Here is a 19268-nt window from a genome sequence, read left to right on the forward strand (position 1 = left end):
CGGGGCGCCCCATTTTTCTTGCTTCGGCACCAGCCTCACTCCGTCACGGCATCACCGCGGGTCGTCGTCACGAAACGCGCCAGGAAGATCCCCAGCTCGTACAGCAGACACATGGGGATGGCCAGCATGAGCTGGGATACGACGTCCGGTGGGGTCACCACGGCGGCGATCACGAAAGCGCCGACGATCACGTAGGGGCGGGCCTCTTTCAGTTTGGCCACATCCACGATGCCCAGCTTGGTCAGCACGATCACGATCACCGGCACCTCGAAGGTGATACCGAATGCCAGGAACATGGACATCACGAAGGACAGATATTGCTCGATGTCCGGCGCGGGGGTGATGCTCTTGGGTGCAAACTGGGCGATGAAAGTGAACACCGTCCCGAACACGAAGAAATAACAAAATGCCATGCCGGCGAGGAAGAGCACGGTGCTGCCAACCACCAGCGGCAGACCGAGACGCTTCTCATGGGCATACAGCCCCGGCGCGATGAAGCACCAGGCCTGGTAGAGCACATAGGGCAGCGCGATCACGAAAGCCACCATCAGGGTGACCTTCATGGGCACGAAGAAGGGGGTGACCACGCCGGTGGCGATCATGCGCGTGCCCTCGGGCAGGGCCTGCATCATCGGATGGGCGAGGATGTCGTAGATATCGCCGGCCCACGGCATCAAGCCTGCAAACACGACGATGATCGCCACGACTGCCCGCAGGAGACGATCCCGCAGCTCAACCAGGTGGGAAATGAAAGTGTCTTCCTGGGCGCTCATGACGGGGTTTTCTTCACGTCAGGTGACGGTGCATCAAAGTTGAGGCCCAGCTGAGGTTGCTCCACGTCGGGCGCACCCTGCTCGGCAGACACGGGGGCATCAACAAAGGGGGGCGGGCCGGCATGGCTGTCGGCTTCCGCCAGTTGGCGATCCAGCGCCGCAGCGTGCTCCGCATCACTGGCCGGGGCCACGGAATGGGTCGCCTCCGGTGAGCGGATCGTGTTCTCCAGGTCGGCCACGGCCGAGGATGCGGAGGCCACGGTCGACGAAAGGCCGTTCTCGATGCCCTGCACCTCGCTGCGCACAGTCCCCTCGAAGGCCATGGCAGCCGTACGTGCCTCTTCCTGGAGCTTCTTCAGCTCCTCAAGCTGCATCTCGCGGTTGATGTCCGACTTCACATCGGACACATAGCGCTGCAGGCGGCCGAGAAGGTGCCCGGTGGTACGCGCCACCTTGGGCAATCGCTCCGGGCCGAGCACCAGCAGTGCCACGATCCCGATGAGCATGAGTTCCGAAAAACCGATGTCGAACATCCGCTTCGCCTAAAGTTGAAATGCGCCGGAACGGCGGGGCGGGCAGAAACAAAAAAGGGGCAAGCCTGCCCCTTTTCCGCGCCAGCCGCGGGTCCGGGATCAGGACTTGTTTTTTTCCCGGGCTTCGGCGTCGATGGTCTGACCGTTGCCGTTGCCAATCTTCTGGCTGGCATCGCCGCCCTGATCGGCTTCTTTCATGCCGTCCTTGAAGCCCTTCACCGCCCCACCCAGGTCTTGCCCGATGTTGCGCAGCTTCTTGGTGCCGAACACGAGCATGACGATCACCAAGACGATCAGCCAGTGCCAAATGCTGAAGGAACCCATTCAAATCTCCTTGAAACTACCGTTTAAGCATCGGCCCAACTGGCTCTTGCCCACCTACGATGTGCATATGCACATGCATGACTTCCTGCCCGCCCACACGACCGGTATTGATGATGGACCGGAAACCGTCGGTGCTGCCTTGATCGACGGCAATCCGGTTGGCTATCACCAGCATCCGCCCCAGCACTTCGGTGTCGGCCTCGGTGGCCTCAGCCAGCGAGGTGATGTGCTTCTTGGGAATGACCAGCACATGGACCGGACGTTGCGGCTGGATGTCCTTGAACGCCAGCACCCACTCGTCTTCATGGACGATGGCGGCCGGAATTTCACCCCTCACGATACGGCAGAACAGGCAATCCTGCATCGGCGTATTCCCTTAGCCGGCCGTGCGCGACTTCTTCTCGTCGATGCCCGACACGCCCTCGCGGCGGCGGAACTCGGCGAGCACGTCATCCACCGACAAGCCGAAGTGGTGCAGCAGCACCAGAGTATGGAACCACACGTCGGTGACTTCCCAGACCACATGGAGCAGATCCTTGTCCTTGGCCGCCATGATGGTCTCTGCGGCTTCCTCCGCGACCTTCTTGCAGATCGCATCAGTCCCCTTGTGGAACAGGCCGGAAACATAGGACGACTCAGGGTCGGCATCCTTGCGCGAGGCAAGGGTCTCGGACACACGGTGGAGCACTTCGATATCGATCATTTGTAGATTTCCTTCGGGTCTTTGAGAACCGGGTCGACAGCCGACCAGCTGCCGTCGGAGAGGTATTTCTGGAAGAAGCAGCTACGCCGGCCGGTGTGACAGGCAATGCCCCCCACCTGCTCGATCTTCAGAAGCACCACGTCGTTATCGCAATCGATACGGATCTCGCGGATCTTCTGGGTGTGGCCGGACTCTTCGCCCTTGTGCCACAGCCTGCCACGCGACCGCGAGAAGTATACGGCCTCGCCTGTTTCAACCGTTCGCGCCAGGGCGTCACGATTCATCCAGGCAAACATCAGCACATCGCCCGTGCCCGCATCCTGGGCAATGACGGGGATCAGACCATCCTTGTCCCAGGCCAGCTCGTCCAGCCAGGCCGTGCTACCGGGCAGGGAGCTCACAGACGCACCTCGATCCCGCGGGCACGCATCAGCTCCTTGGCCTCGCGCACGGTGTGCTCGCCAAAGTGGAAAATGCTGGCCGCCAGCACAGCGTCGGCACGGCCCTGGGTGACGCCGTCGGCCAGATGGTCCAGGCTGCCCACACCACCACTGGCGATCACGGGAATGGACACTGCGTCCGAAACGGCACGGGTCAGGCCAAGATCGAAGCCATTCTTGGTGCCATCCCGATCCATGCTGGTGAGCAGGATCTCGCCGGCGCCAAGGGACTCGACCTTACGCGCCCATTCGATGGCATCCAGCCCGGTACGGTTGCGCCCGCCATGGGTGAAGACCTCCCACTTTCCCGGGGCGACCTGCTTGGCATCGATGGCGACGACGATGCACTGGCTGCCCACCTTGCCCGACGCGTCTGCCACCACCTGGGGGTTATTCACCGCGGCGGTATTGATGCTGACCTTGTCGGCACCGGCATTGAGCAGGCGGCGCACGTCATCGACGGTGCGCACGCCACCACCGACAGTGAGCGGGATGAAGACCTGCTCGGCCACCTGCTCGACCACGTGCAGGATGATGTTGCGGTCGTCGGAGCTGGCAGTAATGTCGAGAAAGGTGATCTCGTCGGCGCCCTGTTCGTCGTAGCGACGGGCGACCTCCACCGGATCACCGGCGTCCCGCAATTCGACGAAATTGACGCCTTTCACAACACGGCCGGCACTGACGTCGAGACAGGGGATGATGCGCTTGGCAAGCATGGATCAGTCGTCGGTTTCGGCCAGCTCGTCGGCGCGGGCCTGAGCCGCGGCGAAATCGAGAGTGCCTTCGTAAATGGCCCGACCGGTGATGGCGCCGGTGATGCCTTCGGACTCAACGGCGCAGAGGGCTTCCACGTCGCCGATGGCGGCGATGCCGCCGCTGGCGATGACCGGAATGCGCAGGGCCTGGGCCAGACGCACCGTGGCCTCGATATTGACGCCGGAGAGCATGCCGTCACGGCCGATGTCGGTGTAGATCACACCTTCAACCCCGTAGTCCTCGAACTTCTTCGCCAGATCCACGACATCGTGCCCTGTGAGCTTGGACCAGCCGTCCACGGCCACCTTGCCGTCCTTGGCGTCCAGGCCGACGATGATGTGGCCCGGGAAGGCGCTGCAGGCATCGTGCAGGAAGCCGGGATTCTTGACGGCCGCGGTACCGATGATCACGTAACTCAGGCCAGCATCCAGGTAACGCTCAATCGTGTCCAGATCACGGATGCCACCGCCGAGTTGCACGGGGATCTCGTCGCCCACTTCAGCGAGGATAGCCTTGATGGCAGCGCCGTTCTTGGGCTTGCCGGCAAAGGCACCGTTAAGATCCACCAGATGCAGACGTCGGGCACCCTGATCAATCCAGTGGCGGGCCATCGCACCGGGATCTTCGGAAAAGACCGTGGCGGCGTCCATTTCGCCTTGTTTCAGGCGCACGCAGTGACCGTCCTTGAGGTCGATAGCGGGAATCAGCAGCATAAGAGAGGGTGGTAGAGGAGTTGAAACGAGGCAGCGGGATGAAAAGAACCGGCGTCAGGGCTTCCAGGACATGAAGTTCGACAGGAGTTGCAAGCCCGCGTGCGCGCTCTTTTCCGGATGGAATTGGATTGCAAAGATATTAGCCTGCGCTACCGCCCCGGTAAAGGGGATGGCGTAATCGGTCGTCGCCGCCACGATGGCAGGGTCCGCCGGGTCCACGTAATAGCTGTGCACGTAGTAGAAGCGGGCGCCATCGTCGATGCCGGCCCACAGGGGGTGCGCTTGCTTCTGCCACACCTCGTTCCATCCCATGTGCGGCACCTTCAGGCGCGAACCGTCGGCGGCCACCATGCGCTCGGCCGGAAAGCGGCGGACTTCGCCCTTGAAGATGCCGAGCCCGGGCACATTGCCCTCCTCGCTGTGCTCGAAGAGCATCTGCTGCCCGATGCAGATCCCCAGGAAAGGCTTGTTCCGTGCAGCTTCCAGCACCGCGGGACGCAGGCCGCGGGCGTCGAGCTCGCGCATGCAGTCGGGCATGGCGCCCTGGCCGGGAAAGACGACCCGGTCGGCCGACAGCACTTCGGCCGGGTCCGCCGTGACCACCACGGTGTCGGAGGTAGCCACATGCTCGATGGCCTTGGCTACCGAACGCAGGTTGCCCATGCCGTAATCGATGATCGCGACCCGGCTCATAGCGCCCCCTTGGTGGACGGAATCACGCCAGCCTGGCGCGGATCGGGCGTAGCTGCCATGCGCAGGGCGCGGCCAAAGGCCTTGAAGGCGGTCTCACACTGGTGATGGGCGTTGCGGCCCTTCAGGTTGTCGATGTGCAGGGACACCAGAGCGTGATTGACGAAGCCCTGGAAGAACTCATACACCAGCTGGGTGTCGAGGGCGCCGATCATGCCGGCGGTGAAGGGGATGTCGAACTCCAGGCCCGGGCGGCCGGACAGGTCCACCACCACGCGGGACAGGGCCTCATCCAGAGGAACGTAGGCGTGGCCATAACGGGTCAGGCCCTTCTTGTCACCAACCGCCTTCGCAAAAGCCTGACCAAGGGCGATGCCCACGTCCTCGACCGTGTGGTGGCCGTCGATGTGCAGGTCACCGGCACATTCGATCTCGATGTCGAAGCACCCGTGACGGGCGATCTGATCAAGCATGTGATCGAAGAAACCGATGCCGGTGTTGAGCTGACTCTTGCCCGAGCCGTCCAGATCGAGCCTGACCCGGATTTTGGTCTCAAGGGTATCGCGGGAGATTTCGGCTTGCCGCATGCGCTGATTTCCGGAGAACTGTTAGAAACGGGGGAACGAATGGGCCATGATAGCATCTAGCGTTTTTATCGTCCCTTGCGGCGCCACTCGCCGCCGCGCAGATCCGTCATGAGCCGTTTCTGGAGCCCCGTCGTCCACCACCTCACCCCCTATGTTCCTGGCGAGCAGCCCAAGCTCACCCGGCTGGTCAAACTCAATACCAACGAAAACCCCTACCCGCCCAGCCCCCGAGCCCTCGAAGCCATTCGTGCCGAACTGGGCGAGGACGCCGACCGCCTCAAGCTCTACCCCGACCCGACGGGCAGCCAGCTGAAGGCCGCCGTGGCCCGCCACTTCGAGGTGCCGGCCGAATGGGTCTTCGTGGGCAACAGCTCCGACGAAGTCCTGGCCCATACCTTCCAGGCCTTGCTCAAACACGAGGCGCCGCTGCTCTTCCCGGACATCACCTACAGCTTCTATCCGGTTTACTGCGGGCTCTACGGCATTGACTTCGAAGCCATCCCGCTGGATGCCCAGTTCGCGATCCGCGTAGACGACTATATCGCGCGGGGCCCCGGGCGGGCGGGCGCGGTGATCTTCCCCAACCCCAACGCACCCACCGGGCGACTGCTGCCCCTGGCCGACATCGCCCGCCTGGCCGAGGCCCTGCCCGATGCGCCCATCGTCATCGACGAGGCCTACGTGGATTTCGGCGGTCTCGACGTGATTCCCACCGCCGTCGCCCTGATCCGCCGCCACCCCAACATCCTGGTCACCCAGACCCTCTCCAAGTCGCGCTCCCTCGCCGGTCTGCGGGTCGGTTTCGCCATCGGCCAGCCGGAGCTCATCGAAGCCCTGACCCGGGTCAAGGACAGCTTCAACTCCTATCCCCTGGACCGGCTGGCCCTGGTGGGCGCCAGCGCCGCCATGGACGACGAGGCCTGGTTCGACACCACCCGCCGTCAGGTCATCGCCAGCCGCAATGCCCTGTCGGCCAGCCTGGCCGGGCTGGGCTTCGACGTGCTGCCCTCCGCCGCCAACTTCGTCTTCGCCCGTCACCCCCGGCGGGACGCGGCCGCCCTGGCAGCGGCCCTGCGCGAGCGCAGCATCATCGTGCGGCACTTCAAGGCCGAGCGCATCGACCAGTTCCTGCGCATCACCGTCGGCACCGACTCCCAGTGCGATCTGCTGATCGACGCCCTGCGCGAGATCCTGGCCTGAGCCTGCCTCGCCCCTGAACGCAATTCGGGCGCCCCATGGGGCGCCCGAATCACTTGATGCGGCAGCAAAGGGCGTGGATCACTTCACCGCCAGCAGCTCCACTTCGAACACCAGGGTGGCGTTGGGGGGGATCACACCACCGGCGCCGCGGGCACCGTAGCCCAGGTTCGGCGGGATGGTCAGCTTGCGACGGCCGCCCACCTTCATGCCCTGCACACCCTCGTCCCAACCCGAGATCACGTGGCGTGCGCCCAGGGGAAAGACAAAGGGATCGTTGCGATCCTTGCTGGAATCGAACTTCTTGCCGTCGGTGAGCCAGCCGGTGTAGTGCACCTGGACGTGCTGGCCAGCGGTTGCCTCGGGGCCGGTGCCCACTTCCAGATCTTCGATGACGAGGCCGCTCGCCGTGGTGGTTTGGGTCATGGAATGCTCCTTGTGAATGACCGCCGGATTCTATTTCAAGTGGCCTTCACACGCTTGGCGAACTTGCTGCGGAACTTCGCCACCTTGGGGGCCACCACGTACTGGCAATAGGGCTGATGCCCGTTGCGGCTGAAGTAATCGTGGTGGTAGGGCTCCGCCGGCCAGAAGCGGGGCGCGGCGAGGATCTCGGTGACGATGGGCGCGCCGAAGTGAGCCTCCTCGTTCAGCTCAGCCACCTTCTCCCGGGCCAGGGCCTCCTGCTCCGGCGTGGTGGCGAAGATCGCCGAACGATACTGGGTGCCCACGTCATTGCCCTGGCGATTGGGCGTCGTCGGATCGTGGATGGCGAAAAAGATGTCGAGCAGGTCGGCAAAGCCGATCACCGCCGGGTCGAACTCGATGCGCACCGCCTCCGCATGGCCGGTGTCACCATCGCAGATGCGCTCGTAGGTGGGTGCGTCCACATGGCCGCCGATATAGCCCGAGGTCACGCTGTGCACGCCCTCGGCCCCCAGGTACACCGCTTCAAGGCACCAGAAGCAGCCGCCCGCCAGGATGGCCAGCTCGGTTTTTGGGAGATTCTCTGCCATGACAGTCCTAAACAAGTGGTGAGGTATCCGGCAGACCTTGATCCGGCGGAAAGATTTCAAGATAAATGAGATCGCTAGCAAAGGCGAGACAGGGCAGGCTCAGCAACAGCAGCGGCGGGCACAGGATGGTGGCGATCACCGCCACCGCGAGGACCAGGCCCCACACCAGCATCGCCCCAAAATTGGCAAACACGGCCTTCACGCTGGCCGTAACCGCCTCCACCAGGTTGGCCCGGCGATCGAACAGCAGGGGCACCGAGAATGCCGAGATACAGAACACGATGAAGGCCAGCACAGCCCCCATCACCCCGGTGAAGGTATGAAAGCGCAGCACCTGCCCGACCTCCGGGGCGGCCCCCACGCCGATCATGAAGCTATACACCGTGGCCGCATCCGAGATCCAGATCAGGAACAGCAGCGCACACACCCCGGCCACCACCCACAGGCCCCGAGGCGCCCCGCGGAAGGCTGCCAGCACCTGCCCCAGGCGCGGAGGCTGCCCCGCCGCGCGGGCCCGCCGCAGGGCGATGAAGCCGCTCAGCACCGCCGGGCCGACCAGCAGGAAGCCGCAGGCAAAGGGCAGGATCATCTGGTCCAAATCGACCCGCAGCAGGACGGCGAAGATCAGCATGCCGATCAGCACGAAAACAGCAGCGAAGCCCGCCGCCGGCTTCAGGCAGCCGCGCAACTGGCGCCAGGCCTCGACCAGGGCTGCGAGCACGATGGCGCCGGAAATACGGCGGGGATCAAGGTGGAAGGGCATGGCAGACTCCTGGCGGACGGCCCTCCATCTCGCCCAAAGCGCCCACTGCCGTCCATGACCAGGGTCAATTCGATGGATGTCCCCCGCTTGAGCGCCGAGCGAAAGCGGGGAATCAGTCCCGCGTCATGTCTCGAACCGGCTCGGCTGCCTGCAGGAAGAGGTTAGGCGCAGCGCGGGCGTACCCCTGCTCGCCCACCAGGATGTCCAGCGTCAGTGAGCCCAGATCGTCCGCCAGCGGATCGATCTGAATATCTTTATCTTGGAAAAATGTCTTGATGTAGCCACCACAGTGGTCGCAGGCCTCCGCCTGGACCGCACCGGAAGCCCCCTCAAGGCCCAGATACTGGACGACGCTCCCCTCTTCGCAGAGGGTACAGCGCGCCCTCACCGCGTTCCAGCGGGTTGCGCACAGGCTGCATTCCAGATACCGGAGGCCGCCCTTGCCCTCCCCTGCCATCACCACAGCCCCCACCGGGGCGCTACCGCAGCACGGACAAGGCGCAAGATCCTGCAGGGGTGTCATGGCCGACAAGGCGATAGTCCGGGCGGCGGCGGTCCAGACCACCTGAAGCGCCGCCGCCACCAGGATGGAAGCGGCATCCCGCTGCCCGGTAGCCACCTCGCCCACAGCCATCTTCAAGCCGTCCTGCGCCATGCGCTGCAGAGCCTCCGCGCCGGGTTCCCGCGCCGGGGGTATCGTAAGGCCGCGACTCGCCGTGAAGAGTTGATGCACGACCGCAGGCAATGCCTGCCACAGGGCAGCTGCCTGATGACCGGCCAGGGGCGGCCCCGCCGCGTCGCCCGAGGGAAGGCCGATCAGCGCCGGCAAGGTATTCAGTGCCATCTGCTGGGCATCGCAGACATCAGCCAGCCCATTGAGCCAGGGGGCGAGACCGTGCCCGTGGGCGAGATGACGCAGACGCGCCGCCCGGACGCCAAACAGATCCGGGCCAGGCAGCAGCAGGGTAGCCGGTGCAATGGAGGACGGCAGGATATTTTCAGTGAGGTTCATTGGGGCATGAATAGAGTTGTACGGGACTACATGAAAGAGCGACGGTCCATGTGCGAGCGGGCTTCCGGCGCCAGATGGCTGGCGCAGCTATAGGCCACCAGCTGGCGGGAGCGGGCAAAGCCGATCAGCAGCATGCCGGCAACCTCAGCCTGTCGCGCGGCCATGGCGGTGGGCGCGGAGACGGCCACCAGTGTGCTGATACGGGCGCTGGCCGCCTTCTGCACCATCTCGTACGAAGCACGGCTAGTGATCAGCGCGAAGCCGTCGCCGGGTGACGCTCCCTGGCGAGCCAGGGCGCCGACGAGTTTGTCGAGGGCGTTGTGGCGGCCCACATCTTCCCGCAGACAGCGGATCCCGCCATCCGGCCCGACCCAGGCAGCCCCGTGGGCAGCACCGGTCTGCTGGCGCAGCGTCTGCCAGTGGGGAAGCTGTCGCAACGCCTCACTCACCGCCTCCACCGACAGGGCCCAGTCGGGACGCACCAGGCGCTCACCCGGCGCACGGGTCACATTGGCCAGGCTGTCCACGCCGCACAGGCCGCAGCCGGTACGGCCCGCCAGCGAGCGCCGCCTGGCCTTGAGCGCCAAGAAACGGGCCGTCGAAATTTCCATCTCGACCGATATGCCGTCGCAAGTGGCGCGTACTTCCAGATCGTACAGCTCACCCGCCCCGGCGAGGATGCCCTCACCCAAGCTGAAACCAAGAGCAAAATCCTCGAGGTCGGTCGGCGACGCCAGCATCACCGCATGGGAGATGCCGTTGTACACCAGCGCCACGGGCACCTCCTCGATCACTTCGTCTTCAGCCACCAGTTGCTGTCCATCCTGCACCCGGAGCACGGGGCGGAGAAAAGTCGGCGCCGGTAGCGGGAGCTCATCCCGGGAGCCGGCTGGCAGGCAGTCAGGAGTTGAGGCTGTCATGATCCACTTTCATCACAAAGGCAGAATCGCCGGGCACGGGGAGTCGCCCCCGTGCCCGGCGTGATTACTTCCCGGTCATCTGGCGATACCAGCCCCGGTGATGCTGCTTGGCCCAGGCTCGGGTCACCGTGCCGTACCACATGGCGCGGATTGTCCCCTTCACCCAGATGGCGGCATACACATGGACCATGATCATGGCGATCATCACCGCACCTGCCGCGGCATGGACCACCGCCCCCAGGCGAACCACCGTGATGTCGAAGCCGAACCAGGCACGCCAGATGGCCACACCCGACAGTGTCATCAGCAGCATGCAGAGGGCCAGCACCCAGAACATGACCTTCTGACCACCGTTGTACTTGCCCTGCTCCGGCATGTCGTGATCATTTCCATCCACCATGTTCCTGGCCTTGGCCAGCCATTCCCTGTCCGCCGCAGTCATCCTGTTGAGATGCTTGAAGCGCAGGAAGATGACCAGGAAGGCCAGTGCCATCAGCACCCCCACGTAGGGATGCAGGATGCGCGCCCACACCGGCCCGCCAAACAGCTGGGTCAGCGGAAAGAAGGCCGGGTGGAAGAAGGCCAGGCCGGACAGGGCCAGCAGGATGAAGCTGATGCCCACCACCCAATGGTTGGCGCGCTCGGACGCGTTGTAGCGCTTGAGGTCTTTCGGATCACGGATCATTTCGTACCCTCCTTGTCTTCGGCTTCGATCTCGTCCTCGATCTCTTTCGAGACCTCGTTCGGGCCCTTGGTGACGTAGTGGAACAAGCTGCCCAGCGCCACACCGGCCAGCGCCAGGGTGGCCAGCGGCTTGGCAAAGCCCTTCCACAAAGACACCAGGGGGCTGATGCTCGGGTTGGCCGGCAAGCCGCTGTAGAGCTCAGGTCGATCCGAGTGATGCAGCACATACATCACATGGGTGCCACCTACCCCTTGGGGGTCGTACAGGCCAGCCTGTTCGTAGCCGCGCCGCTTGAGGTCGGCGACCCGCTCGGCGGCGTAATCCTTCATGTCCTCCTTGGAACCGAACTGGATCGCGCCGGTAGGGCAGGTCTTCACGCAGGCCGGCTCCTGCCCGACCGCCACGCGATCGGAGCAAAGGCTGCACTTATAGGCCTTGCTGTCTTCCTTCGAGATGCGCGGCACATTGAAGGGGCAGCCTGTCACACAGTAGCCGCAACCGATGCAGTTCTCCTGGTGGAAATCGACGATCCCGTTGGCGTACTGGATGATCGCCCCGGGAGACGGGCACGACTTCAGGCAGCCTGGATCGGCGCAATGCATGCAGCCGTCCTTGCGGATCAGCCATTCCAGCCGGTCCTTCTCTTCGTGTTCGGCGAAGCGCATCACCGTCCACGCCTGGGCCGACAGATCCGTCGGGTTGTCATACACACCGACGCAGCTGCCCACCTCGGCGCGGATGTCGTTCCACTCGGAGCAGGCCACCTGGCAGGCCTTGCAGCCGATGCAGGCGGACACGTCGATCAGTTTGGCCACCTCGACGCCCTTGCGCACGCCCGGCGGGGGCGTGGTCGTGGCGGAGCGGCGCAGGATGTCAAGCGATTGGAGAGCCATCGTTCATGCTCCTCAGATTTTTTGCAGATTGACAAGAAAGGCCTTGTATTCGGGCGTCTGCGTATTGCAGTCGCCCACCGCCGGCGGCAGGACGTTGGTCAGGAAGCCCTTCTTCGCCACACCTTCCCAGCCCCAGTGCAGCGGTATGCCGATCTGGTGCACGGTCTGCTTGTTCACCGTCAGGGCCTTGACCCGCTTGGTCACCACGGCCCGAGCCTTGATGTAGCCCCGCTTGGAGCTGACCTTGACCCAGTCTCCGGCAGCGATGCCCTTCTCCCGCGCCAGGGTCTCGCTGATCTCGACAAATTGCTCCGGCTGGGCAATGGCGCTAAGGCGCACCGACTTGGTCCAGAACTGGAAGTGCTCGGTAAGGCGGTAGGTGGTGCCCACGTAGGGAAAGTCCTTGTGCGTGCCCAGGCGCTCCCTGTCGCTTTTGAAGATGCGCACAGCGGGGCTGGTTACCACCTTGGGATGCAGCGGGTTGGTACCCAGTGGGGACTCCATCGGTTCGTAGTGCTCGGGGAAGGGCCCGTCCACCAGTTTGTCCACGCAGAACAGCCTTCCGATGCCTTCGGGGTTCATGATGAAGGGCCCCATGCCCGAATCCGGCGCAGCGTCGGCCTTGAAGTCGGGCACGTCTGCCCCGGCCCACTTTTCGCCATTCCAGGCGATCAGCTTGCGGCTCGGATCCCAGGGCTTCCCTTCCGGCGTGCACGAGGCGCGGTTATAAAGGATGCGGCGGTTGGCCGGCCAGCTCCACGCCCAGCCCGGCGTATTGCCCAGGCCCGTGTCGGTGTTGTCGCGGCGGGCCATCTGGTTGCCGGCCTGCGTCCAGCAGCCCGAAAAGATCCAGTTGGCGCACAGGGTCGAGCCGTCGTCCTGAAGCACCGCAAAGCCCGGCAGCTGCTCGCCCTTTCTGGCCAGAAAGCGGGTCGGGTCCTTCGGGTCGGGGATGTCCGCCAGGGCCCGGCCATTGAGCTCCTTGGCCAGCTCCTCGGGGGTGGGCGCGGCCGGATCACGGTAGGGCCACGAAAGGTTGAGGATAGGCTCGGCCACCTTGCCGCCCTCTTTCCGGTACAGCTCGCGTAGGGCCACGAAGAGCTCGCCGATGATCTCCTGGTCGCCCTTGGCCTCACCGGGGGGCTCGGCGCCCTTCCAGTGCCATTGCAACCAACGGCCGGAGTTCACGATGGCGCCGTCTTCCTCGGCAAAGCAGGTGGACGGCAGGCGGAAGACCTCGGTCTGGATCTTGGCGGGATCAACGTTGTTCGATTCGCCCTGGTTCTGCCAGAAGGTGGAGGTTTCAGTGGCGATCGGGTCAATGATCACCATGTACTTGAGCTTGCTGAAGGCCTCCACCACCTTGTTGGCATCCGGGAAGGAAGCCAGCGGGTTGAAACCCTGCACGATGAAACCGTTGATCTTGCCCTGGTGCATCAGCTCGGTGACCTGCAGCACGTCGTAGAGCTTGTCCCACTTGGGCAGCCAGTCGTAGCCCCAGTTATTGTCCTTGGTGGCCTTGTCGCCCCAGAACCACTTCATCAGGCTGACAAAGAATTTGGGGGTGTTGCTCCAGTAGTTGAACTGCCCTTCACGCAGCGCCTTCGGGGTGGTCTTGGCGATGTAGTCGGTGAAGCCCGGATGGGCCTTTTCGTTGGGCAGAGTCAGGTAGCCCGGCAGCGCCGTGGACAGCAGGCCGAGGTCGGACAGGCCCTGGATGTTGGAGTGGCCGCGCAGGGCATTCACCCCACCGCCCGGCATGCCGATGTTGCCCAGCAGTAGCTGGATCATGGCCATGGTGCGGATGTTCTGGGCGCCCACTGTGTGCTGTGTCCAGCCCAGCGCGTAGAGGATGGTGCCCACCTTGTTGGGCACGGCCGTCTCACCGAGCAGCTCGCACACCTTGAGGAAACCGTCCTGCGGCGTACCCGTCAGATTGGTGACCATCTCCGGCGTGTAGCGGGAATAGTGTGCCTTCATCAGGTTCCACACGCAGCGCGGGTGCGCCAGGGTCGGGTCGGTCCTGATGTTACCGGCGGCGTCCAGCTCGTAGCTCCAGCTGGCCCGGTCGTACTTGCCCTTCTCGGCGTCGTAGCCGGAGAACAAACCTTCGTCGAAGGAATAGCCTTCACCGACGATGGCCGCCGCGTTGGTGTACGCCTTGACGTAGTCCCAGTGGATCTTGTCGTGGGCGATCAGCCAGTTGATCACCCCACCGAGAAAGGCGATGTCGGAACCGGCGCGGATCGGCATGTAGTGATCGGCCACCGCGGCGGTGCGGTTGAAGCGCGGATCGACCACAACCAGCTTGGCACCACGCTGTTTCTTGGCCTCGATGGCCCAGCGGAAGCCTACCGGGTGTGCCTCGGCGGCGTTGCCGCCCATCACCAGGATGAAGTCGGCGTTCTTGATGTCCACCCAGCTGTTGGTCATCGCCCCACGCCCGAAGGTGGAGGCCAGCGCCGACACCGTGGGGCCGTGACAGACCCGCGCCTGGGCGTCGGTGGCGACGATTCCGAGGGAGCGCATGAACTTCTGGGTGATGATGCCCGTCTCGTTGGACGAGGCCGAGGCGGTAAGCATGGCAGTCGAAATCCAGCGATTGACCGGCACCCCCTCGGCATTCTTGTCGACCACGTTGGCGTCGCGGTCGGCCTTCATGAGCTTGGCGATGCGCTCTATGGCCTCGTGCCAGGAGATACGCTTCCAAGCGTTGCTGCCGGGCTCGCGCACTTCGGGATAACGCAGGCGCCCCGGGCTGTGGATGAAGTCGAGCAGCCCGGCGCCCTTCGGGCACAGGGCCCCGCGGCTGACCGGATGGTCCGGATCCCCCTCGATGTGGATGATCTCGGCCCGGGCGTTCTTCGGCCCACCCCCCAGGCTGTACATCAGCAGGCCACAGCCCACCGAGCAATAGGTGCAGGTGTTGCGCACCTCCCGCGCCCGGGTCAGCTTGTACTGCCGCACTTCGGCCTGCGCCGCCGTCGGCATCACGCCGACCAACGCCGCACTGGACGCCCCCACCCCCGCCGCCGAGATCCGGAAGAACTGCCGACGGTTGATCTTCACCCCAACGGACGGTGTTCCCTTGTTGTCCATGAAAGTCTCCAAATTGATTCCCGAAATTGGAGGCACGGAAGCAATCCGGGATCAGTGCTGGAGAGGGTGCTCACCCCACCGGTCATCAACCCGGAGCTTCCCGCCTTGCCCCCTGCTCTGTGACAGGAGGGCAGGCCCAGCCCCGGCTTTGATAACCAATAAAAATGCACCACTTTTTATGGACGCGCGCTTAATAGGACCTATCAAAGCTGCATCTACCTGGCACATAACATGCCAGCAGTCGTCTCCCAAGAAATCAATAACTTGGAGAAAAACCATGAGATAAACAGGGACATTCTGTCTTCACGAAGACAAAATGTCTCTTCGGGCCTTATGGATTTTTTTCAGCGAAAGCTGATGGAGAACAGGGCGTCCAGCGCGTTCTCACTGCCCGCGCGGCCGATCACCGAGATACGCCGGGTCAGCTGGTAGGTAAGCTTGACCACGCTGCTTGTCCCGGAAATGCTCTGCTCGAAGGACAGCATGGCGCGGGACGACAGACGCTTGCCGATGGTGATGACCTGGCCGGGCACCGAATCGATGTTCCGCGACGACGCACTGGAAGCGGTGCCCGTCACGCTGCCGGTCGCAACGCTGCTGGTCTGAACCCGGGTGCGAGGATCGACGCTGGAGCCGAAGGAGATCTCGTCGAATCCCAACGCGCTGGCCAGCCCGGCCGAAAGCCCGGCACCCGTATCGCCCAGCAGGGCCTGGGCCGCGGGAAGCAGCAGGGCCATTTCACCACCCGAGCCCTGATCGGGCGGACGGCCGAGGACGATCCAGCCCAGCTTCTCCGGGTCGGGCACATTGGGTTCGGACACCAGCCGCACCACCGGCCGACGGGCCGTGCCGGTAATACCCACCCCCGCCTCCACCGTCAGCCCCTTTCGCAGGGCCACCACGTTGAGTCCGGGATTGGCCACCGGCCCGTTGAAGGTCACGATGCCGCGCTCGATGGACAAACGCTGGCCGTAGCCATCGAAGAGGCCACCCTGGGTGGTGATGACGCCGGTGGCACTGAGGGGCTTCCCATCGCCCGACTGCAGACGAAGCTCGCCCGCGAGGCGGGTATCCAGCCCCAGCGCCTTCACGTAGAGGGCATTCCCCAGGCTGAGGGACAGATCCACCCCCATGCTGAACGGACTTGCCGGCATCTTTTCGGTTCGGCGCGGATCGACGATCTCCACGTCATCGCCAAGGCTGGGCGCCGGCGTCCGGGACAACTCGACGAAGCCCGCATCCGCCGCCAGACGCCCCTTCAGATGGGCCGAGCTCCAGCCACTCAAGACCTCGCCCTCGCCACTCAGCACCAGCCACTGGTCGGCCCGCTGCAGGAGGGGCAAGCGATCCGCCTTGAAACTGAAACGCCCCTCCCCGCTGGCCAACTGGATGGCCCCTGCCGCCTTGAGGGTGCCCGGTTCCCGGGTCAGACGCGCCACCTCGATGCGATTCTCCCGCGGCTTGACCCGGTTGGGCGACACGAAACTGAGCTCGTCCAGGCGCAGCACCTCCCGGTTGAACTCCGCCACCAGGGTGCCGCCTGACAGGTGCAGGCCCTGGTCAGCCATCACGAAATCGAGCTTTTCGCCGCGCAGGCGCCCCGCCGTCTCGGGGCGCGCCGGAGTGCCGGCCAGGATAAATTCGCCCTTCAGGCTGCCATCGGTCTTCAGGTTCTGGTCGGCCAGGGGGCCGGCCCAGGCGATGGACGGAATGTCGAGGCTGGCCGACCCCAGCAAGGGCGCGCCGGGCACCAGGCGCAGGCGGCCATCGGCCGTGCGCTCGGCCAGGGCCGTGCCCGCCCCGGCCAGACTGCCAAGCTGGCTACCGTGGGCACTGAAGCCGAAGGCCAGCCGGCTGGCGGCGGCAGACACGGTGAGTTGCAGGTCGTCCAGACCCAGCCGGACCGGCATGTCCCCCTGCAGGATCAGATCCCCCTTCTCACGCTGGAAACGCACGTAGCCATTGGCCTGCTCGCCAATGTCCACATCCCACTCGCCACCCATCTGCAGGGAGTCGCCCTGACGCCGCACCGCGCGGGTGTTGGGGTCCAGCATCACCCCCACCTGGACGCCGCTGACCCGCCCCCGCGCCACCAGGTGGCGGGCCTGCCAGCGGGTTTCTTCCAGCCGGTAGAGCCCGCCGCTGCCGCCCCGCAGCTCGGCCAGGCCCAGGCTGATGATCGTCGGTGACAGCACGAGGGGCGCCGGAGCCAGCAGCCGGACCGGATAGTCGCCGCTCACCTCAAGGCTCTCCAGCCGCCCACCCCAGCGGGGGCCATCCGACAGGCTGCCGACCAGCGTGGTGACCAGGGAATGCTGCCGGAAACCATGCACCTCGAGCCGCGCCGTGCTGGCATCCCGCGTGCCGCCCAGGCTCAGGCTGCCACGACGCACCAGCACTTCCTTGTCCTCCCCCGCCCGCAGCCCAGCCAGGGCCAGGTTCAGCGTGAGCTCGCCACCGCGCCCCGGGGCGATCCGCCCCTGCCCGTTGACTGCGTCGATGCGCACGCCGCCGGCCTCCAGCCGCTCGGCCAGCACCGAAAACTCACCGGCCGGCTGGGCCAAACTGCCCCGCAGCACGCCATCGGCCTTGAGTCGCCCGTCCAGCCCGTGGCCCAGGGCGCCCAGCGCCGGTGCATCGAGATGAAGAGCCAGGCTATCCCCCGGGCGGCCATAGCGCCCCTGGGCAGTCAGGCGGTTGCCCGCCAGATCGAGCTTCACGTCACTGCGAGTCAGCACGCTGCCGTCGATGGCCAGCTCACCCTTGCCCGCCAGGGGTTTGCCCTCGAGCTGGCTGGGCGCCAGCTCGAAGTCCAACGCCCCCGCCAGCTGCGGAAGCCGCTGACCGCGGGCCTCGAAGCGGGCATTGAGATCGGCCGGCGGCGCCGTTGCGACGAAGGCGCGGGGGTCAAAATGGCTCAAGGTGCCCCGGGCGTCGAAAGCCCCCGTCCCCGTCAGCGCCAGCGTGCCGCTCAGCGCCAGGCGCGCCGCCCGGGCGCTGGCCACCGCCTCGTCCACATGAATCACCCCGGCCCCATGGCGGGCCTTCAGGCGCAAGGCCAGGCGGGCGTCGACCAGGTCGGCCTGAACGGTCTGGGTGTCGGAATCAGCCCGGGCGGTGATCTCGCCGGCGATGCGGGTTTTCACCGCGCGCCGGTCCAGGCGCCGCGCATCCAGGCCGCTGATGCGCAGATCGGCGTCGACCCGCCCGAAGCCGGCCTCGGCCTTGCCGGGGGATCTCCAGCGCAGGGTGCCCGTGGCCCGCCCGTCGCCCGGCACCCGCAGCACCAGTTCCGAGGCAGCCAGTTCGCCACGTGCCCAGCGCAGGCTGGCCTGCAGCGACTCGATGGGCAGGGCCCCGGCATCCTGGGCGCCCGGCGTGTGATTGACGACGCGCAGCGGCCCGCGGAGGACCCAGTCGGCCGGCGCCACGGGCTGGCCGGCCAGGGCATCAGCCGACGCCTGGGGCACCAGCTCCAGCTCGATGTCGAGACGGGCCTTGGGCGCGGCGGCATGGAAGCGCGCAGGATCCACGTCGTGCAGGCTAAGCTGCCCCGAGCGCAGGGGCAGCGGTGCGAAAGGGGTGGCTGCCAGCCGGACGTCGCCGCGCAGGCCGGCGCCGCTTGCCACAGCCTTCAGGCTCAGCTCGGCCAGGGTGCCGCCGGCTTCGGCGTCCACGGCGTAGGCTTCGCCGTCCTGGACGGTGTTCAGATGGGCGCGGGCCTTGAGCGGGAACGGCGCCTGCCCGTCCAGCGTGACATCCGCCGCGAGCTGGCCAAGGGGGGCCCCAGCCCGCAGGTCGGTGAGCTGATGATGGCGCCCATCCGACACCAGCCGGCCCGCCAGGGCGGTGAGTTCGAGCGTCGGCGCGGTCGGCTGCCCGTCCACCAGGTCGGCGATGCGCAGACGGTCAATGCTCACCCTGTCGAGCTGCAGGGCCAGGGGCAGCACGAGGCTGGCCGGCAGGGTGGCGGGCTCGGTGCTGGGCTGGCTCGCCACGCGCAGCTCCGAGGCGCTCAGGCTGGCCGCCTCGAAACGCCGGCCCATCAGGGCGCCGGGGCGCCAGTCCAGCTGGAGGTTGAGGACGTCCACCTGCAGGGTCGGCGTGCGCACGTGCACGGCCCCCGCCCGCCACTCGCCCAGCAGGTAGCCCTCGGGCTTCTCG

Annotated in this window: 20 protein-coding genes; 1 reads left to right on the plus strand and 19 read right to left on the minus strand. The window is 65.5% G+C overall.

Translation table 11 applies throughout. The features are described from left to right. Positions 1–35: 35 nt before the first annotated feature. From tatC to hisB, 10 genes are all read right to left on the minus strand, one after another. A complete protein-coding gene (tatC, locus tag J0L98_RS03275) occupies positions 36–773 on the minus strand; it encodes a twin-arginine translocase subunit TatC (protein WP_296410051.1) in 738 nt (245 codons plus the stop codon). Beyond that, positions 770–1306 (minus strand): Sec-independent protein translocase protein TatB, encoded by a 537-nt coding sequence (tatB, locus tag J0L98_RS03280; protein ID WP_296410053.1) that lies wholly within the window; start codon positions 1304–1306, stop codon positions 770–772. The genes tatC and tatB overlap by 4 nt, the downstream gene beginning before the upstream one ends. A gap of 99 nt (positions 1307–1405) precedes the next feature. Then, positions 1406–1630, minus strand: a complete 225-nt coding sequence (gene tatA / locus J0L98_RS03285) for a Sec-independent protein translocase subunit TatA (RefSeq protein WP_296401720.1) — start codon at positions 1628–1630, stop codon at positions 1406–1408. Positions 1631–1646: 16 nt separating this feature from the next. Then, a complete protein-coding gene (locus tag J0L98_RS03290) occupies positions 1647–1994 on the minus strand; it encodes a histidine triad nucleotide-binding protein (protein ID WP_296401721.1) in 348 nt (115 codons plus the stop codon). A gap of 12 nt (positions 1995–2006) precedes the next feature. Then, positions 2007–2333, minus strand: a complete 327-nt coding sequence (locus tag J0L98_RS03295) for a phosphoribosyl-ATP diphosphatase (RefSeq protein WP_296410055.1) — start codon at positions 2331–2333, stop codon at positions 2007–2009. Continuing rightward, positions 2330–2725: a phosphoribosyl-AMP cyclohydrolase gene (hisI, locus tag J0L98_RS03300; RefSeq protein ID WP_296410081.1), complete on the minus strand. Its 396-nt coding sequence runs from the start codon at positions 2723–2725 to the stop codon at positions 2330–2332. Before hisI ends, J0L98_RS03295 begins: the two co-directional genes overlap by 4 nt. A gap of 5 nt (positions 2726–2730) precedes the next feature. Then, entirely contained in the window at positions 2731–3489 is a 759-nt protein-coding gene (gene hisF, locus J0L98_RS03305) for an imidazole glycerol phosphate synthase subunit HisF (protein WP_296410056.1), read from the minus strand. 3 nt (positions 3490–3492) lie between these two features. Next, on the minus strand, positions 3493–4242 hold the full coding sequence (gene hisA / locus J0L98_RS03310) for a 1-(5-phosphoribosyl)-5-[(5-phosphoribosylamino)methylideneamino]imidazole-4-carboxamide isomerase (RefSeq protein ID WP_296401724.1): 750 nt from the start codon (positions 4240–4242) through the stop codon (positions 3493–3495). A gap of 54 nt (positions 4243–4296) precedes the next feature. Then, positions 4297–4935, minus strand: coding sequence for an imidazole glycerol phosphate synthase subunit HisH (gene hisH, locus J0L98_RS03315; protein ID WP_296410058.1), 639 nt, complete (start codon positions 4933–4935; stop codon positions 4297–4299). Next, positions 4932–5519: an imidazoleglycerol-phosphate dehydratase HisB gene (gene hisB / locus J0L98_RS03320; RefSeq protein WP_296410059.1), complete on the minus strand. Its 588-nt coding sequence runs from the start codon at positions 5517–5519 to the stop codon at positions 4932–4934. Before hisB ends, hisH begins: the two co-directional genes overlap by 4 nt. Positions 5520–5627: 108 nt before the next feature. Here hisB and hisC point away from each other — a divergent pair, with 108 nt between their 5' ends. Continuing rightward, positions 5628–6719, plus strand: a complete 1092-nt coding sequence (gene hisC, locus J0L98_RS03325; RefSeq protein WP_296410061.1) for a histidinol-phosphate transaminase — start codon at positions 5628–5630, stop codon at positions 6717–6719. A 78-nt stretch (positions 6720–6797) separates the two neighbouring features. Here hisC and J0L98_RS03330 read toward each other — a convergent pair whose 3' ends face one another. The 9 genes from J0L98_RS03330 to J0L98_RS03370 form a co-directional block, all read right to left on the minus strand. Further along, entirely contained in the window at positions 6798–7142 is a 345-nt protein-coding gene (locus tag J0L98_RS03330) for an FKBP-type peptidyl-prolyl cis-trans isomerase (RefSeq protein ID WP_296401728.1), read from the minus strand. 35 nt (positions 7143–7177) lie between these two features. Continuing rightward, the gene (gene msrA, locus J0L98_RS03335) at positions 7178–7732 is read right to left on the minus strand and encodes a peptide-methionine (S)-S-oxide reductase MsrA (protein WP_296410063.1); all 555 of its coding nucleotides are present in this window, start codon (positions 7730–7732) and stop codon (positions 7178–7180) included. 7 nt (positions 7733–7739) lie between these two features. Then, positions 7740–8495: a DUF2189 domain-containing protein gene (locus tag J0L98_RS03340; protein WP_296410064.1), complete on the minus strand. Its 756-nt coding sequence runs from the start codon at positions 8493–8495 to the stop codon at positions 7740–7742. Between the two features lie 112 nt (positions 8496–8607). Then, positions 8608–9507, minus strand: coding sequence for a formate dehydrogenase accessory protein FdhE (gene fdhE / locus J0L98_RS03345; RefSeq protein WP_296410065.1), 900 nt, complete (start codon positions 9505–9507; stop codon positions 8608–8610). 26 nt (positions 9508–9533) lie between these two features. Then, the gene (fdhD, locus tag J0L98_RS03350) at positions 9534–10427 is read right to left on the minus strand and encodes a formate dehydrogenase accessory sulfurtransferase FdhD (RefSeq protein WP_296410066.1); all 894 of its coding nucleotides are present in this window, start codon (positions 10425–10427) and stop codon (positions 9534–9536) included. 64 nt (positions 10428–10491) lie between these two features. Continuing rightward, positions 10492–11112: a formate dehydrogenase subunit gamma gene (locus J0L98_RS03355; protein WP_296410068.1), complete on the minus strand. Its 621-nt coding sequence runs from the start codon at positions 11110–11112 to the stop codon at positions 10492–10494. Next, positions 11109–12005: a formate dehydrogenase subunit beta gene (gene fdxH, locus J0L98_RS03360; RefSeq protein WP_296410071.1), complete on the minus strand. Its 897-nt coding sequence runs from the start codon at positions 12003–12005 to the stop codon at positions 11109–11111. Before fdxH ends, J0L98_RS03355 begins: the two co-directional genes overlap by 4 nt. Before the next feature lie 12 nt (positions 12006–12017). Beyond that, positions 12018–15074 (minus strand): formate dehydrogenase-N subunit alpha, encoded by a 3057-nt coding sequence (gene fdnG / locus J0L98_RS03365; protein WP_296410082.1) that lies wholly within the window; start codon positions 15072–15074, stop codon positions 12018–12020. 374 nt (positions 15075–15448) lie between these two features. Then, the coding region (locus J0L98_RS03370; RefSeq protein ID WP_296410073.1) for a translocation/assembly module TamB domain-containing protein at positions 15449–19268 on the minus strand (3820 nt) is incomplete at its 5' end.

Origin of the sequence: Zoogloea sp., from assembly GCF_017302315.1 — a bacterium.
GTDB lineage: Bacteria > Pseudomonadota > Gammaproteobacteria > Burkholderiales > Rhodocyclaceae > Zoogloea.

What these genes read in the sequence shown, in the direction of transcription:
- tatC (WP_296410051.1), bottom strand. Translation starts at nt 773, where the DNA reads ATGAGCGCCCAGGAAGACACTTTCATTTCCCACCTGGTTGAGCTGCGG.
- tatB (WP_296410053.1), bottom strand. Translation starts at nt 1,306, where the DNA reads ATGTTCGACATCGGTTTTTCGGAACTCATGCTCATCGGGATCGTGGCA.
- tatA (WP_296401720.1), bottom strand. Translation starts at nt 1,630, where the DNA reads ATGGGTTCCTTCAGCATTTGGCACTGGCTGATCGTCTTGGTGATCGTC.
- J0L98_RS03290 (WP_296401721.1), bottom strand. Translation starts at nt 1,994, where the DNA reads ATGCAGGATTGCCTGTTCTGCCGTATCGTGAGGGGTGAAATTCCGGCC.
- J0L98_RS03295 (WP_296410055.1), bottom strand. Translation starts at nt 2,333, where the DNA reads ATGATCGATATCGAAGTGCTCCACCGTGTGTCCGAGACCCTTGCCTCG.
- hisF (WP_296410056.1), bottom strand. Translation starts at nt 3,489, where the DNA reads ATGCTTGCCAAGCGCATCATCCCCTGTCTCGACGTCAGTGCCGGCCGT.
- hisA (WP_296401724.1), bottom strand. Translation starts at nt 4,242, where the DNA reads ATGCTGCTGATTCCCGCTATCGACCTCAAGGACGGTCACTGCGTGCGC.
- hisH (WP_296410058.1), bottom strand. Translation starts at nt 4,935, where the DNA reads ATGAGCCGGGTCGCGATCATCGATTACGGCATGGGCAACCTGCGTTCG.
- hisB (WP_296410059.1), bottom strand. Translation starts at nt 5,519, where the DNA reads ATGCGGCAAGCCGAAATCTCCCGCGATACCCTTGAGACCAAAATCCGG.
- hisC (WP_296410061.1), top strand. Translation starts at nt 5,628, where the DNA reads ATGAGCCGTTTCTGGAGCCCCGTCGTCCACCACCTCACCCCCTATGTT.
- J0L98_RS03330 (WP_296401728.1), bottom strand. Translation starts at nt 7,142, where the DNA reads ATGACCCAAACCACCACGGCGAGCGGCCTCGTCATCGAAGATCTGGAA.
- msrA (WP_296410063.1), bottom strand. Translation starts at nt 7,732, where the DNA reads ATGGCAGAGAATCTCCCAAAAACCGAGCTGGCCATCCTGGCGGGCGGC.
- J0L98_RS03340 (WP_296410064.1), bottom strand. Translation starts at nt 8,495, where the DNA reads ATGCCCTTCCACCTTGATCCCCGCCGTATTTCCGGCGCCATCGTGCTC.
- fdhE (WP_296410065.1), bottom strand. Translation starts at nt 9,507, where the DNA reads ATGAACCTCACTGAAAATATCCTGCCGTCCTCCATTGCACCGGCTACC.
- fdhD (WP_296410066.1), bottom strand. Translation starts at nt 10,427, where the DNA reads ATGACAGCCTCAACTCCTGACTGCCTGCCAGCCGGCTCCCGGGATGAG.
- J0L98_RS03355 (WP_296410068.1), bottom strand. Translation starts at nt 11,112, where the DNA reads ATGATCCGTGATCCGAAAGACCTCAAGCGCTACAACGCGTCCGAGCGC.
- fdxH (WP_296410071.1), bottom strand. Translation starts at nt 12,005, where the DNA reads ATGGCTCTCCAATCGCTTGACATCCTGCGCCGCTCCGCCACGACCACG.